General features: G+C 71.4%; 13 protein-coding genes. 6 read left to right on the forward strand and 7 right to left on the reverse strand.

Annotated elements, in window-relative coordinates; all coding sequences use genetic code 11:
* Window positions 1-148: 148 nt before the first annotated feature.
* The gene (locus ACRB68_RS15730; protein WP_153533208.1) at window positions 149-391 is read left to right on the forward strand and encodes a hypothetical protein; all 243 of its coding nucleotides are present in this window, start codon (window positions 149-151) and stop codon (window positions 389-391) included.
* A 43-nt stretch (window positions 392-434) separates the two neighbouring features.
* Here the strand turns inward: ACRB68_RS15730 and ACRB68_RS15735 are convergent, their stop codons facing one another.
* The 5 genes from ACRB68_RS15735 to ACRB68_RS15755 all read right to left on the reverse strand — a co-directional run bounded on the left by ACRB68_RS15735 (window position 435) and on the right by ACRB68_RS15755 (window position 5134).
* Window positions 435-1376, reverse strand: a complete 942-nt coding sequence (locus tag ACRB68_RS15735; protein ID WP_153533209.1) for an RNA polymerase sigma-70 factor — start codon at window positions 1374-1376, stop codon at window positions 435-437.
* A 166-nt stretch (window positions 1377-1542) separates the two neighbouring features.
* The gene (locus ACRB68_RS15740; RefSeq protein WP_153533210.1) at window positions 1543-3354 is read right to left on the reverse strand and encodes a ferritin-like domain-containing protein; all 1812 of its coding nucleotides are present in this window, start codon (window positions 3352-3354) and stop codon (window positions 1543-1545) included.
* Between the two features lie 35 nt (window positions 3355-3389).
* Window positions 3390-3629: a hypothetical protein gene (locus tag ACRB68_RS15745; protein ID WP_153533211.1), complete on the reverse strand. Its 240-nt coding sequence runs from the start codon at window positions 3627-3629 to the stop codon at window positions 3390-3392.
* Window positions 3630-3904: 275 nt separating this feature from the next.
* A complete protein-coding gene (locus tag ACRB68_RS15750; RefSeq protein ID WP_153533212.1) occupies window positions 3905-4342 on the reverse strand; it encodes a cupin domain-containing protein in 438 nt (145 codons plus the stop codon).
* Window positions 4343-4378: 36 nt separating this feature from the next.
* Entirely contained in the window at window positions 4379-5134 is a 756-nt protein-coding gene (locus tag ACRB68_RS15755) for an SDR family oxidoreductase (protein ID WP_153533213.1), read from the reverse strand.
* A 230-nt stretch (window positions 5135-5364) separates the two neighbouring features.
* Here ACRB68_RS15755 and ACRB68_RS15760 point away from each other — a divergent pair, with 230 nt between their 5' ends.
* Window positions 5365-6534, forward strand: coding sequence for a low temperature requirement protein A (locus ACRB68_RS15760; RefSeq protein ID WP_153533214.1), 1170 nt, complete (start codon window positions 5365-5367; stop codon window positions 6532-6534).
* A 372-nt stretch (window positions 6535-6906) separates the two neighbouring features.
* On the opposite strand, the gene ACRB68_RS15765 is transcribed toward ACRB68_RS15760, so the two are convergent.
* A complete protein-coding gene (locus tag ACRB68_RS15765; RefSeq protein ID WP_153533215.1) occupies window positions 6907-8598 on the reverse strand; it encodes a hypothetical protein in 1692 nt (563 codons plus the stop codon).
* Between the two features lie 79 nt (window positions 8599-8677).
* Window positions 8678-8974 (reverse strand): TetR/AcrR family transcriptional regulator C-terminal domain-containing protein, encoded by a 297-nt coding sequence (locus ACRB68_RS40185; RefSeq protein ID WP_194293330.1) that lies wholly within the window; start codon window positions 8972-8974, stop codon window positions 8678-8680.
* 113 nt (window positions 8975-9087) lie between these two features.
* On the opposite strand from ACRB68_RS40185, the gene ACRB68_RS15780 reads away from it, so the two are divergent.
* From ACRB68_RS15780 to ACRB68_RS15795, 4 genes are all read left to right on the forward strand, one after another.
* A complete protein-coding gene (locus tag ACRB68_RS15780; RefSeq protein WP_153533218.1) occupies window positions 9088-9798 on the forward strand; it encodes a B3/B4 domain-containing protein in 711 nt (236 codons plus the stop codon).
* 287 nt (window positions 9799-10085) lie between these two features.
* On the forward strand, window positions 10086-11303 hold the full coding sequence (locus ACRB68_RS15785) for a glycosyltransferase 87 family protein (RefSeq protein ID WP_153533219.1): 1218 nt from the start codon (window positions 10086-10088) through the stop codon (window positions 11301-11303).
* Between the two features lie 272 nt (window positions 11304-11575).
* On the forward strand, window positions 11576-12196 hold the full coding sequence (locus ACRB68_RS15790; protein ID WP_153533220.1) for a hypothetical protein: 621 nt from the start codon (window positions 11576-11578) through the stop codon (window positions 12194-12196).
* A gap of 42 nt (window positions 12197-12238) precedes the next feature.
* Complete coding sequence (locus ACRB68_RS15795) at window positions 12239-14269, forward strand: flotillin family protein (protein WP_153533221.1); 2031 nt, start codon at window positions 12239-12241, stop codon at window positions 14267-14269.
* Window positions 14270-14336: the final 67 nt, after the last annotated feature.

Genomic DNA, 14336 nt, shown 5'->3' on the forward strand with positions numbered 1-14336 from the left:
CCCGATGAGACCGGCACCCCATCTGGGCTGTGACGGCCCTATCGAAAAGCGCGCCCGCCCTCGTCTGCGCGGGACCTGTCACAGATCAGCGGGCTGTCCTGTCTTTCCAGGAGACCGATCCGGCCATTCCATGAACGGAGCACAGGACATGCCGTTCCCCGTCGAAAGCCACGAACTCAGCTTCGAGCAGGACATCAAGCCCCTGTTTCGGACGAAGGACCGCGCCGCGATGCTGACCCGTTTCGACCTGTTCGATCACGCCGACGTCGCCGAGCACGCCGACGCCATCCTCGGTTCCCTGCTGAGCGGGCGAATGCCATGCGACGGCGCGTGGCCCGAGGCGGACCTGGAGAAGCTCCAGCGATGGATCGACATGGGCAAGCCCGCTTGACGGATGGTCCGCCTCCGTACGCCGTACCCGCGTACGGGGGCGGTCAGGCGGCGCCGGGCAACGCTGTGATCTTGGCGGGGTTCATCATCCACAGCACTTCGCCGATGCCCTGGTCGCTGCCATCGACGGTCAGAACGGCGAAGGTACGGCCGTCGCGCTGAAGCAGGGCGGCGCACCGGCCGTTCACGGCGGCCCACTCCACGTCGACCCCGTCCCAGAACCGGTCCGCGAACGCCCGGACGTACTTGGCGACGCGAATCGCGCCCACCACGGGGAAACGGGACGCCCGAACGGCGCCGCCACCGTCGGAGTAGCTGACCGCGTCCGCGGCGAGCAACTCCTCCAAAGCGGCCAGGTCGCCGGCACGGGCGGCGACGACGAAGGCGGTCAACAGCCTGCGCTGCTCAGCGCCGGTCACCGGCGTCCGCCGCTCGGACCGCAGGTGCTCGCGGGCCCTGCTGACCAGCTTCCGGACCGCCGCCTCCCCGGCCTGGAGGATCTCCGCGATCTGCGGATAGGGGTAGTCGAACGCCTCGCGCAGGACATAGGCGGCGCGTTCGGTGGGTGACAGCCGTTCCAGGAGCATCAGGACCGCGAGGTTGAGCGCCTCACCGCGTTCGGCGCCCAGGTACGGATCGGCGGCGGTGTCGACGGGTTCGGGCAGCCAGGGACCGATGTAGCTCTCCCGGCGGACCCGGGCGGACTGCAGGACGTTGATCGCCAGCCGCGTGGTGGTCGTCGCCAGGAACGCGGCGGGGTTGGCCACGGCGGCGCGGTCGTAGGTCTGCCACCGCAGCCAGACGTCCTGCATCAGGTCCTCGGCCTCGGTGGCGCTGCCCAGCATCCGGTAGGCGATGCCGAACAGCCGCGGCCGCACCTCGGCGAAGACCGCGGTGGCGTGATCGAGGTCGACCGCCGCCTCCGGGATGCCGGTGACCGGCCCATCCGTCGCCGGTTCGCCGCCCGGTCCGCCGTCCGCCACCATGATCGCCTCCGCTCGGATCGTCGGGCCGCTCCGGCTTCACCCGCCCTCGACCAGCTCAGACAAGACAGCCCCCTCTTCTGTGACGGAACCAGCCGCCGGTTCGAGATGGCCGAGCGCGTACGAGGGTGCGCACGGTGTGCGCGGCACCGCCGCGCACGTCGTGCGCTCAGATGGTCTCACCCCGCTTCGCCGCGCCGCCGCCGGCCGGGCCGGACGCCTCCTCACGGAAGGCGATCTTTCGGTGGGTGCCGTCGCACAGCGGCTTGCCGGCCGACTGCCCGCAGCGGCACAGCGTCACCCTGTTGCGGGTCTCCAGCGGCCGCCCGTCCGCGCGGTACACGGGGACGCCGCCGGTGATCCACAGCGCGCTGGCCAGCCCGCCCTCCTCTTCGAGGACGGAGACGGCGGGCGGGAGGTCGGGCTCGATGGTCTCCCCGCCGCGCCGCAGGGCGTAGCTGTAGGAGCCGGAGGGGCAGTGCTCGATCCGCCCCATGATGTTGGAACGCACGTCGCCGTCCCCGGTCTCGGCGAGCATCTCCGCGATCGGCCGGGTGCGCCCGATGCAGAACGCGGCGTGGATGCACAGCTCGCCGACCCGCTGTGCCGAGATGTCCACCCCGTCGTGCACGTGCTGCAGTTCCCTGTAGGGCCGGACGTCGGCGTTCTCGGTGCCGTCGAATCCGATCAGCGCGTGCGTCCCGTCGCAGAACGGCTTGGACCGCGAACGGCCGCAGCGGCACAGCGCATAGACGGGCTCGGCCGGCAGGGCGTCGCCGGTCTGCCAGGTGAGCGCGTCGTCCCCAGACGAGACGATCTTCCGTTTGCGCCGGAGCGGGACCTCGCCGCGCACGAGGTACGGGCCGTGGGGGAGCACGTTGACGCGCTGCGGCTCGTCGCCGGCGAACCCGGCGCGCTCCTCCGGCGGGACGTATTCGAACGTGGGTCCGGCCGTGGTGCCGTCGCCGTCAGGCGTCCGCATCAGCGCTTGGGCCTGCGCCTTGAGCCGGTACATGGTGGCGACGGCGACCGCGAGCAGCCGCGGGCTGCCGTTGAACGCCTGCTCCAGCAGGTGGAGGAGGGTGCAGTACGTCCGGTTGAACTCCTCCTGGGCCGCGCGGATCGCGTGGCCCGGGGCGTGGTCGGCGACCTTGGGGTCGGGCCGCATCGGCAGGACATCGGCGAAGTCCACGTCGAGCGGCTCGCCGGTCGGCCCCGACCGAGGGGTGTCGCCGCGGCGGTAGCGGCGGCCGGCCCTGAGCTCCTGGAAGCGGTAGTAGTGCGCGACCTCGTCCCGGTCGGGGTGGTGGACGTCCGGGTCGCCGTCCCAGACCGCGCCGCGGGACGTGCCCTCGCCCTCCTCGACGATCTCCTCCAGCGCGGCCAGCGCCGAGACCAGATCGGTGACCGCGACCATCCGTCCGGCGGTGTGCTGGAAATGCCCGGCATGGAGCTGGCGAGACGGATCGCCGGAGAAGACCTCCTCCTCGCCGAGCCGGCCGCACAGATCGCGCAGACCCGCCTCGATCGCGGCATAGAACTGCCCGATCGTCTCGTAGTGGTCGCCTTCGGCGGGGGCGCCCGGCGGTGCCGGCCGCTCCAGGCGCAGGAACATGTCGAGCGCCGCGTCGCCGAACGGGAGCAGCGACAGCTCCAGCGACGGGTCGGCGTGCGGCAGCCGCCGGGGGTGCGGCGGCAGCAGCTCCGGCGCGTCCAGCCGCGGGCTCCCGCCGACGGCGTTGAGCAGGTTCGCCGCCAGCGCCAGGTGCAGCATCTCCTCGATGAAGACGCCCGCCACCGCCTCGACGGCGTCGGGATTGCGCTCCGGATCGAGCGAGTACAGCGCGCACAGGTACGGCGGCAGGGTCGCGTGCTCCAGCTCGATCGCCCACTGCAGGTGCTCGCGGAGATCGTCGAGCGTGGCGATTCCGGTCGATGGGCCGGGAAGGGGGGCATGCTGCCGCCCGGTCGGATGGTTCATGGGCGTCTCGTTTCGGATGTCATGGAATGGGCGGGTCAGGCGCCTTCGCCGGAGCGGCGCCCGTGCGACCGGGGGGCGGACTCCAGCTCCCTGGCCGCGCCGAGGAGGTCGCGGAGCCTGACCTCCTCGGCCTCGACCTCAGCCGGGTCGAACAGCCACTCGGAGACCGGTCGCGCCGCGGCCCGCGCCGGGTCGCTCGCCTCGGCCGATTCCAGTTCGGCCTCGACCTCCGCCTCGAACTCGATGGCGAACTCGTCGCCGTTCGGGGTGCTCATCGGCCCTCCACACATAGATCGTTCGGATGACCGCCCGTCCGGACGTCTGGTCGCGTGGACCAGCTGCACGGAGATCTGCCCGGAAGCGAACAGGCGGGTGAAGCTCTCGTTCTGGCGGACCGCCGGCGCGTGGGCGCGGTCGGCCCGGTGCCGGCCCGCAAGGGGATCCGGCCGCCGTCCGCCGTGACGACCGGCAGCCTGGCCGCGGCGCGGCACGCGGTCGGCATCGGCTCCAGCGGGATCGGCCGGGCCCCGAACCGTTCCGGTGCCGGTGGTCAGGAAGCCCTGGGGACCCGCAGATGCGCGCGCTCGGCGAGCTCGGCATCGTCCACGAGGGTCAGCATCGGCTTGCCCGGCTCGCAGAGCATCGTGACGACGAACCGGACCGGCATGTCGTCGCGGTTGTTGCCGTCCTGGTAGTGGACGACGTCGCCGCCGGGTTCCCAGAACGCCTCGCCCGCCGCGACGGGCCGGGGCGGCTGCCCCTCGAGTTCCAGCAGCATCTCGCCCTCCAGCACGTAGCCGAACGCCGGGCCGGGGTGCCGGTGCGGCGGCGCGCCGGGGTCGCCGGGCGGGTACTCGATGACCACGGTCGCGGCGTGCGCGCCGGGCGGGATGAAGGGCGGCTCGGCCTCCTGGACGGTGGTGAGCGCGGTCTGCCACGCGGACGACCCGCGCTTCGGCTCGGCGGCGGGGGAATCAGGGCCGGACATGGTGGCGCCTCCTCGGCTCGTCGGTGCGGACGGCGGTCACTTGACGTCGTTCGCGGCCAGCCAGGCGGCATACGTGATCTCGCCGAGGGTCGCGGTGCCCTCGTCGGGGACGAGATCGCGCTCGTGCATCTCGGCGCCGAAGTAGTGCGCGTGCGAGTCGGTGACCACCTCGCGCGGGTCGCCCCATGCGGCCAGCGCCTTGCGGAAGAACTCGTCCATCCGGGACACCTCCGGTCCGGCGATCCGGAGCCGGCCGTTCAGCGGCGTGCCCGCCGCGGTTCGCGCGACCGTTCGGGACACCTCCTCGCCCGCGATGGGCTGGAACAGCACCGGCGGCATCGGGACCTTGCCGCCGGCGGCGGCCTCGTCGGCGATCCTGCGCCCGAACTCGAAGAACTGCGTCGCGTGGATCAGCGAGAACGGGATCGGCGACTCCTCGATCAGCTTCTCCTGCGCGAGCTTCGCCCGGAAGTAGCCGATGTCGGGCCGCCGGTCGGTGTTCACGATCGTCAGCGCGACGTGGTGGCCCACACCCGCCTTCTTCTCCGCCGCCAGCAGGTTGCCGGTCGAGGTCGTGAAGAAGTCCAGCACCGCCGCGTCCTCGAAGGACGGCGAGTTGGCCACGTCGACCACCGCGGAAGCGCCCTCCAGCACCTCGGCCAGCCCCTCGCCCGTGAGCGCGTTCACGCCCGTGTTCGGCGCGGCCGGCACCGCCTCGTGTCCGTGCTGCCGGAGCATCTGCACCGTCTTCGAACCGATCAGGCCGGTGCCGCCGATGACCACGATCTTCATGGGTGCCCCTCTCGTCCGCCGGGCGGTCGGTCACCGCCCGGTCGCCAGCTAAGACAGGGCACCCGTCCAGGCTGTGACAGCTTCCGCGAAAGATTCCCGGACGCCGCCCGATTCGGCTGCGGCCGTCACGAATCCGGGCGCTGGCTTGTCTTCGCAGACTGACGAGCCCATGTGACGACGGGAGTGAGACCGTGCCGCCGACAGGTGCCGCATGCCGTATCCGGATCCGGATGACCGCGCGCGCGATCGACGAGACGCACCGCGCCTCGAGCCAGCTGGAGCTGCTGTTCGACCTCACCTTCGTGGTGGCGGTCGCGGCCGTCACCAGCCGGTTCGCGCACCACATCGCCGACGGGCACGTCCTGTCCGGGCTCGTTCCGTTTCTGCAGGTCTTCTTCGCCGTGTGGTGGGCGTGGATGAACTTCACCTGGTTCGCGTCCTCGTACGACACCGACGACATCCCCTACCGGCTGCTGACCATGGTGCAGATGGCGGGCGTCCTGGTCCTCGCCGCGGGCGTGCCGGCGGCCGCCGACCGCTCCGACTACCGCGCCGTCGCGATCGGCTACCTCGTCATGCGGGCCGCCCTCGTCGCGCAGTGGCTGCGGGCGGGCGCCGAAGACCCGGCGGGCCGCCGCACCGCGCTGCGCTACGCCTTCGGCATCACGGTCGCCCAGGCGGGCTGGATCCTCTGGCTCGCCGCGGCGGAGGCCGGCGCCCTGCCGTCACCCGCCCGGATCCCCTGCTTCGCCGCCCTGGCCGCCCTGGAACTGGCCGTGCCGCGGTGGGCGGAACGGGCCGACCCCACCACCTGGCACCCCCATCACATCGCCGAACGCTACGGCCTGTTCACGATCATCCTCTTCGGGGAGAGCGTCCTCGCCGCGTCCGACGCGGTCGCCGGAGCACTCGAAGGAACCGAGGTCGGCCGACGGCTCCTCATCATCGCCGGCTCCGGCCTCGTCCTGCTGTTCGCCCTGTGGTGGCTCTACTTCCTCGCCCCCGCGGGCGAGGGCCTCAACGACCGCCGCCACCGCTCCTACCGGTGGGGCTACGGCCATTACGGCATCTTCGCAAGCCTCGCGGCCCTCGGCGCCGGGCTCGAGGTGGCGGTCGCGCAGACCGGACACGACCTCGAAGCGTCACCTCTCGTGATCTGCTACGCCGTGGCGGTCCCGGCCGCCCTGTTCGTCACGCTGCTCTGGACGGTCCACACGCCCATCCTGGCCGTACCCGTCCTGCGCCCCGCGGTGGTGTTGCCCGGGGCCGCCGCCGTCCTGCTCCTGCCGTTGGCGGCCACGCGCGTCGGAGTGGCCACGATCACCGCGGCGATCGCCGCCGTATGCGTCACGATCACCGCCCTCACGATCGCGCTCGGCAAAGACGCCGCACGGCGGTGACCGCACCACAGGGGTCCACATTCCTCACCCCGAAACCGACGATCTTCCTTCAGCCGGCAGACGAAAGAACGCGTCCAGGGCTGCTGGCCTTCGCCCGGTTACCGCCGCGCTTTCACGCCCGCCACATGTGCTTGGCCTTGCCCACGAAGGACGCCGAGCCGGGGTTCATCGTCTGTGCCCGCGCAACGGTCCTCTCCACGTCCTCCCAGGACCGCGCTGACATCTACGCCTGGACCGGTCAATCGCAGGTGCTTCACACTCTGCGGCCAGCCGGGGCGGCGGTCACGTGTTCCAACGGCATCGGCGCATAGGGCTCGTCGTAGCCACCGCGTGGGCCAGGGCTTGTGGGCTCCCGGCCCAGCGCGGCCTTGGTCATCGGTTCGGGTCCTGCTCGGCGTCGTCGGCCGGTTCCGTGGATGCCTGGCCCGCTTCGATGGCGACGTGGCCGCGCTGCCGGAGCTCGTCGCGTTCGGCGTCCGGGATCGTCATCGCTTCGGCGAGGACGGCGGCGAGCGCGTCCACCTGGACATCGTCGACGCCGGCCGGGAAAAGCCACCGGATGTTCTCGTCGCGCGTGATGAGGTCGATCGCCAAGCGGCCGCCTCCGTCCTGCGTGGTCGCCGCGCGGACGTAGCGCACCAGGTCGAGCGGGATGTCCCGCCCGATCTCGCCCTGCTCGAGGAACGTGTTCGTCCTGGCCGTGATGATGCGGCGGTCCGTGACGGCGACCAGTGTCTTCGCCGCCGACCTGTCGATCACCGCCGTCAGCTTCTCCTTCGCCACGCTGAAGATCGCGGAAAGCGGGCCGAGGGCGTCGAGCTGGTCGGGGAAGGCGAGGACGCGGAGGGTCTCGCCGTCCTCCAGGAACCAGCGCAGGATGCGGAGGTAGGGGTCGAGGTCCATCGATTCGAGTGCGCAGACGGCCTCCGGAGCCTCGAGCGGAGGGACCGGCGGGTGGAGGGCGTCGGCGAGGGGCTCGATCGCCTCCAGCAGACGGGCGGAGGTCTGCCGGGCCGCCTTCGCGTCCTTGCGCTTCCGCGTCAACGACTGCGCGTCGCGCCCGGGGAGCTCGGCGATGATGCGCAGTTCCCGCGTCAGCGCGTCGACGAGGGCCTTCATCTCGGGAAGCGCGGATTCGAGCTCCGCGCGGGTGTCGCGCGCGATGGTGTCGACGAGCCGCGCCTCGCCTTCGTCGTCGGGGGCGGCGGTTCTCGCCCGCGCGGCGTGGAGCGCCTGATATCCGGTCCAGGCCTTGAGGGAGGACAGAAGGGCGTTGGCATCGAAGACGATCGCCTCGGCGTTCGTCTCGAGATACTCACGGCGGCCATGCGAGTCGAGACCGTGGATCTGCTGGACATGCCTGCCGACGTTCAGCCGGTACAGCTCGTGCTGCTTACGCAGGTCCGCCTCTTTGCCCGCGACGGTGTCCCACAGGGAACCCGGGACCGATTCGATCTCTCGCGCCTTGTCGATCGCGCGATCGATGGCGGTGCCGAGCCCCGTCACCTCCGCCCACTGCTCGTGACGGATGTCCGTGAGCACCTGGCCGGTCAGCGCGATGTTGGTCCTGGCCAGACCCGTGATCTCGCTCAACTGCATCTGCAGGGCGACCATGGCCAGCGCCGGCCCGATCGCGGCCGCGGTCTGCGCCAGGCTCAACGAAGACACGGGGATGAGGCGGGCCTGGCCGACAATGCGACCGTTGGCCATCACTGTACCGAGGTTCGCGCCGTCCTTGACGACGAGCGTTCCGCCCGCCTTCAGCAGGGCCTGTGTCGCGTCACTGAGCTTGTAAAGTCCCTGCGCACTGGCGAATGCGCTCCCAATATTGCCGGCCGCGGTTGCGGTGTTACCGAGCGAGGCGATCGCCGTGGAGATCTGCGAGCGGTCGGCGGCCGGGACGAGCCCGAAGCCGAACAGGTCGTGCTTGAGTTCGGCCGGGACCTCGCCGAAAACGACGCCGATCCCCGGGAGCACCTCCGCGATGACCGTCGAATCGCTTGCCACGGGCAAGTCGGCGGTATTGCTCTCGTCGTTCTCCGCCGAGTCCGAGGGGTCCTGCATGTGCTCTCCTCCACCCGAGGGATCAATGTCGGCCGACTCTATCGACCGGTCATTGTTTCCGCGCGGGTCCTGAGAAGTGTCATTTCGGTGTGCCGTAGGTCTTCAGGAACATGTCGACGCCGTTGTCGATGAGGCGGGCCGTGCGGTCTTCGGGGAGGGACGTGCCGAAGGAGCCTGTGATCAGGTGCGGGTAGACGGTCAAACCGAAGAACTGAATGACGGCCATTTCGGTGTCGGCGATGGGCAGCCGGCGACGGGCGCGGAGGTCGCCGAGGACTTCGGCCAGGAGGCCGTGGGCACGCTGGTGAAGCCGATGGAGGACCACCGCGACGACATCGTGGTCATCGTCGCTTGTCCCCTGACCGCGCCCGGCCACGCCGACCGTTTTTGGTCCTCTCGGGCAGGCCTTCATTGGCCCTGTCCGCCAGGCCATTGCGGCGGCAGAGTGCTGGTCAGGAGAACGCCGCCGATCCCATGACGGAGCCGACCATGTACTTTCAGCACTCGGACGAGATCTGGTCCGCTCACCCCGGTCTCGTCGCCGGCGTGCTCGCCGCCACGGGGATCACCGCCGACGCGGCCGTCGAGCCCCTGGTCGAGGAGTTCAGCGCGCGCGCCAAGGCGCGGCTCGCGGCGGGCACGGAGGCCGACCTGCCCGAGATCCAGGCGTGGCGGCGCACCTTCTCGGCGATGGGGCTGAAGCCCACGCGGTACCGATGCGCCTCGGAGTCGCTGCTGCGGCGCTTCCGCAAAGAGGGCGCCCTGCCGCGGATCCATCCGCTGGTCGACCTGTGCAACGCCGTCTCGCTCGCCTACGCGATCCCGGTGGCCGCGCTGGACGTCGCCAGGATCTCCGGGGATCTGGAGGTGCGGCACGCGACCGGCGACGAGGAGTACCGGACGCTCGCGGGAGAGCCCGAGCATCCCGAACCGGGCGAGGTGACCTTCGTCGACGCCGCCGGGCACGCGCACGCCCGGCGGTGGACGAACCGGCAGAGCGGCCACTCGGCCGTCCGCGACACGACCCGCACGGTCCTGATCGTCGTGGAGGCGTTGCACGCCTCGGCGGCCACCGACGTCCCGGATCTGCTCGCCGCGCTGTCGGACGCGCTCGGCGATGTCTGGCCGGCTACGGTGCGGACCACGATGGTGAGCCGCTCCGCGCCGTGTTTCGACTTTCAGCCGCCGGTCGTGCCGTAGCTGCGCAGGAACATGTCCACGCCGTCGTCGATGAGGCGGTCCGCGCGGTCCTGCGCCGGAACCGCGCCCGGTGATCCTCGCCGAAGCTGAAGGAAACCTGAACGGCTTCGTGCGCACATGGGCGATTGACCAGGGAAAAGTCGGGTATCTTGGCCGCTGGCAAGATCTTTTTCGTCTGTTCGCCGCCCACCGTGCCCGGCAGACATCCACGACCAGGAGGCGCCTTGGACAGCCCGGCGCAGCGGGCCCCGGCCGGCCCGCCCGCGGGAACGGCCCGGTAGCGGTCCATGGACCACGCGTTCGTCATCGCCCTCCTGCTCGTCGGCGCGGCCGGCCTGGCCGCCTGGGCGCAGTGGCGGGGGCTGCGCCCGCCGCTGTGGGCCGCGCTGGCCGTCGGGATCGCGCTGCGCGGCGCGCTGCTCGCGCTCGCCGCGACCAGCGACTGGCAGCCAGCCGACTTCATCCTGGGCTTCCAGAAGGCCGGCCAGGCGGTGCAGGCCGGGCAGGACCCGGTGCTGGCCTCGGAGGGGTCCTGGCACTTCCTGCCGATGATCCCCTACTTCTACGGCGCCGCGCTGTCGGCCGGGCTGCCCTGGGTGGTCGCCGGGCGGCTGTGCACGATCCTGGCCGACGTCGCCCTGATCGTCCTGGTCGGCCGGCTGGCCCGGCCGGAATGGCGGGCCCAGGCCGCGTTCTGGTACGCCTGCAGCCCGCTGGCGCTGATGGTGTCGGTGCTGCACGGCCAGATCCAGGCGGTCGCGCTCGCCTTCCTGGCCGGGGCGTTCCTGGCCGCCCGCGCGGGGCGGTCGGTCTCCGCCGGGGCGCTGTTCGGCCTGGCGCTGTCGTCGGGGAGCTGGCCGGTCATCCTGCTGCCGGTGGTGCTGTCGATGCTGCCCACCTGGCGCCGCCGCCTGTACGGGCTGGTCGCCGCCGGCGCCGTGCCGCTGCTGTTCCTGATCAGCACCCCGCTGCTGCTGCACACCTCCTGGCGGAACCTGGTGCACGTCAGTTCGTATCTGGGCGGTGTGCGGCCCATCGTCGGCGGGTGGGGCTGGACGGCGGTGCTGACCGGCGGCCAGCCGATGCTGAACTCCGACTACGCCAGGATCGGGCAGCTCGTCCTGTACGCCACCCTGGCCGTCGTGGCGTACCTGTGGCGGCGCGCCGACCCGCTCGACCTGGCCCTGGCCATGCTGCTGGCCTTCCTGGTCGTGACGCCGCGCATGGGCTCCCAGTACCTGCTGTTCTTCACGCCGTTCCTGTGCGCCCGCCCCACCCGCTGGGCGCGGCCGGCGCTGGCGGCGTGCGGGGTGTGGGCCGCCGTCGGCTACCTCTACCTGACCCAGTACGACGACGCGGGCTGGTGGGCGCGGCACATCTGGTGGTCGCAGCTGTCCCTGCCGGTCATCGCGCTGCTCGTGCTGGCCATGCCGGACCGCGGCGTCGCCGACCGCGAGTCGGCCCGACCGCGGATCCCGGTGAAGCGCCCGGTGCGCACCTCCTGACAAGGCACTTCCACACCCGCGTATTTCACGTTAAAGTGATCAGCGGTGTGCCGGGAAGTCTGGTCGGCGAGACAGGATATGTCTCTCTACCAGGAGGAATGATGGATTTCCGGCCCACACCATTCGCACCACGTCCGGTGACGGCGCCGCACCCCCCGCAGGCGGACGCCGGACGCTCCGTCTCCCAGGCCTTCAGGTCGAGCGTCGCACCGCTTTCCTGCCTGCTGTGACAGCACGAACGTCACTGCCCCCGAGCGGAGTTACGAATACGGATGGGCGAGCTTCTCGCTACGGCGTTCGATTTCCCGACCGCGCTTTTCACCTTCGCCCTCGCGGTGGTCGTCCTTTACTGGGTCCTGGTCCTGCTGGGCGCGCTCGGCGTGGACACCCTGGACTCGGGCGACGGCGACCTGGCGGCCGGGCTCGGGCTGGGCGGGGTGCCGGCGAGCGTGGCGCTGTCGCTGCTGATCGCGCTGGCCTGGTTCGGCAGCCTGGCCGGGACCGTGCTCACCGACGGCATGCCGGGCTTCGTGCGCTTCGCCGTGCTCGCCGGTGCGCTCGTCCTCGGCTGGCTGGGCACCCGGCTGCTGGTGTTCCCGCTGCGCCGGATCCTGCACGACGAGGCGGTGCCCTCGCGCGCCGACTTCGTCGGCCGGATGTGCGTGATCCGCACCGGCTCGGTGCGGGCCGACTTCGGGCAGGCCGAGGTCACCGCGTCCGACGGCTCGTCGGCGCTGGTGCAGGTGCGCCGGCCCGAGTCCGACGTGGACGCCGGCGCGCTGCCGCTCACCCACGGCAGCACCGCACTGATCTTCGACTACGACCAGGCCGGCGAGTTCTTCTGGGTCATGCCGTACGACGCGGCGCTGGACCCCGGCGACCCCGCCCGCTGATCACCCCGCGTCCCCTTCCCCTCCAGTAGACAGGGTCTTTCGATGGATGCCATCACCCTCGGGATCGGCGTGCTCGCCGCCGTCGTCCTGCTCGTGGTCATCGGCCTGGCGCTGACGGTCACCCGGCTGTTCCGCAAGGTCGAGCAGGGCCGGGCGCTGATCATCTCCAAGGTCAAGAAGGTGGACGTCACCTTCACCGGCGCGGTCGTGCTGCCCGTCCTGCACAAGGCCGAGCTGATGGACATCTCGGTGAAGACCATCGAGATCGAGCGGTCCGGCCGGGACGGGCTGATCTGCCAGGACAACATCCGCGCCGACATCCGGATCACCTTCTTCGTGCGCGTCAACAAGACCGCCGAGGACGTCATCAAGGTGGCGCAGGCGATCGGCACCGCCCGCGCCAGCCACCAGGAGACGCTGCAGGAGCTGTTCGCGGCCAAGTTCTCCGAGGCGCTGAAGACCGTCGGCAAGCACCTGGACTTCGAGGACCTCTACACCCGCCGCAACGAGTTCCGCGACCACATCATCCAGGTGATCGGCACCGACCTGAACGGCTACAGCCTGGAGGACGCGGCGATCGACTACCTGGAGCAGACGCCGCTGACCTCGCTCGACAAGAGCAACATCCTGGACGCGCAGGGCATCCGCAAGATCACCGAGCTGACCGCGATCCAGCACGTGCGCACCAACGAGCACGCCCGCAACGAGGAGAAGGAGATCACCCGCCAGAACGTGGAGGCGCGCGAGGCGATCCTGGAGCTGGAGCGGCGGCAGGCCGACGCCGAGCTGAAGCAGCAGCGCGAGATCGAGACGGTGCGGGCCCGCGAGGAGGCCGAGACCTCCCGGGTGCAGGCCGAGGAGCGGCTGCGCGCGCAGACCGCGCACATCCGCACCGACGAGCAGCTCGGCGTGCAGACCGAGAACAAGAACCGGGAGATCGCGGTCGCGGAGAAGAACCGCGAGCGGGTCATCGCGGTGGAGAACGAGCGGATCGAGAAGGACCGGATGCTGGAGGTCATCGCGCGCGAGCGCGAGACCGAGCTGACCCGGATCGCGGCGAACAAGGAGGTCGAGGCCGAGAAGCGCGACATCGCCGAGGTGGTCCGGGAGCGGATCGCGGTGGAGCGCACCGTCGCCGAGCAGGAGGAGAACATCAAGCGGCTGCGCGCGGTCGAGGAGGCCGAGCGCGAGCGCCAGGCGATCGTCATCCGGGCCGAGGCCGACGCGCAGGAGGGCCTGGTCAAGGACATCAAGGCGGCCGAGGCCGCCGAGGCCGCGGCCGAGCACAAGGCGCGCGAGGAGCTGACGCTGGCGCAGGCGCGGCAGCAGGCCGCCGAGCTGGACGCCGCCGCCAAGATCCGGCTGGCCGAGGGATTGCAGGCCGAGGCGGCCGCGGCCGGGCTCGCCGAGGTCCAGGTCCGCGAGCGCGACGCGGCCGCGATCGAGAAGGTCGGCCGGGCGCAGGCCGTGGCGGCCGAGCAGGCCGCGCTGGCCGAGGCGACGTCGATCCGGGAGAAGCTGAAGGCCGAGGCCGAGGGCCTGAACGACAAGGCCGGCGCGATGGCGGCGCTGGACGACGCCACCCGCAAGCACGAGGAGTACCGGCTGCGCCTCGGCATCGAGAAGGACATCCGGCTGGCCGGCCTGGACGCGCAGCGGCAGATCGCCGAGGCGCAGGCGACGGTGCTGGCCACCGGGCTGGAGCAGGCCGACATCAACATCATCGGCGGCGAGAGCGTGTTCTTCGACCGGCTCGTCGGCTCGATGACGCTCGGCAAGAGCGTGGACGGGTTCGTGCAGAACTCCGAGGTCGCCAAGTCGCTGGCGGGGCCGTGGCTGGACGGTTCGGCCAGCTTCACCGACGACGTCTCCCGGCTGCTCGGGTCGCTGGACACCTCGGGCGTCCGCGACCTGACGCTGTCGGCGCTGCTGCTCCGGCTCATCAAGTCGGGCGGCCCCGAGACCGGCAAGCTGCGCGAGCTGCTGGACACCGCGAAGCGGCTCGGCGTCGCCGACGCGCCGCTGCCGCTGCCGGCCGGCGCCGTGAACGGCGCCGAGGCCGTCCAGCACTAGCAGGGGCCTGCGGCCGCGCCACCGGGACGGCGCGGCCGCGGCGCGTTGCCGTCCCTCACACGCCACG

This window comes from Actinomadura macrotermitis, from assembly GCF_009604375.1.
Classification (GTDB): domain Bacteria; phylum Actinomycetota; class Actinomycetes; order Streptosporangiales; family Streptosporangiaceae; genus Spirillospora; species Spirillospora macrotermitis.

Bases quoted from the DNA above. Each gene is read 5' to 3' on its own strand.
- ACRB68_RS15790 (WP_153533220.1), top strand. From the start codon at position 11,576: ATGGGCGAGCTTCTCGCTACGGCGTTCGATTTCCCGACCGCGCTTTTC.
- ACRB68_RS15745 (WP_153533211.1), bottom strand. From the start codon at position 3,629: ATGAGCACCCCGAACGGCGACGAGTTCGCCATCGAGTTCGAGGCGGAG.
- ACRB68_RS15795 (WP_153533221.1), top strand. From the start codon at position 12,239: ATGGATGCCATCACCCTCGGGATCGGCGTGCTCGCCGCCGTCGTCCTG.
- ACRB68_RS15740 (WP_153533210.1), bottom strand. From the start codon at position 3,354: ATGAACCATCCGACCGGGCGGCAGCATGCCCCCCTTCCCGGCCCATCG.
- ACRB68_RS15765 (WP_153533215.1), bottom strand. From the start codon at position 8,598: ATGCAGGACCCCTCGGACTCGGCGGAGAACGACGAGAGCAATACCGCC.
- ACRB68_RS15750 (WP_153533212.1), bottom strand. From the start codon at position 4,342: ATGTCCGGCCCTGATTCCCCCGCCGCCGAGCCGAAGCGCGGGTCGTCC.
- ACRB68_RS15760 (WP_153533214.1), top strand. From the start codon at position 5,365: ATGACCGCGCGCGCGATCGACGAGACGCACCGCGCCTCGAGCCAGCTG.
- ACRB68_RS15730 (WP_153533208.1), top strand. From the start codon at position 149: ATGCCGTTCCCCGTCGAAAGCCACGAACTCAGCTTCGAGCAGGACATC.
- ACRB68_RS15785 (WP_153533219.1), top strand. From the start codon at position 10,086: ATGGACCACGCGTTCGTCATCGCCCTCCTGCTCGTCGGCGCGGCCGGC.
- ACRB68_RS15735 (WP_153533209.1), bottom strand. From the start codon at position 1,376: ATGGTGGCGGACGGCGGACCGGGCGGCGAACCGGCGACGGATGGGCCG.
- ACRB68_RS15780 (WP_153533218.1), top strand. From the start codon at position 9,088: ATGTACTTTCAGCACTCGGACGAGATCTGGTCCGCTCACCCCGGTCTC.
- ACRB68_RS15755 (WP_153533213.1), bottom strand. From the start codon at position 5,134: ATGAAGATCGTGGTCATCGGCGGCACCGGCCTGATCGGTTCGAAGACG.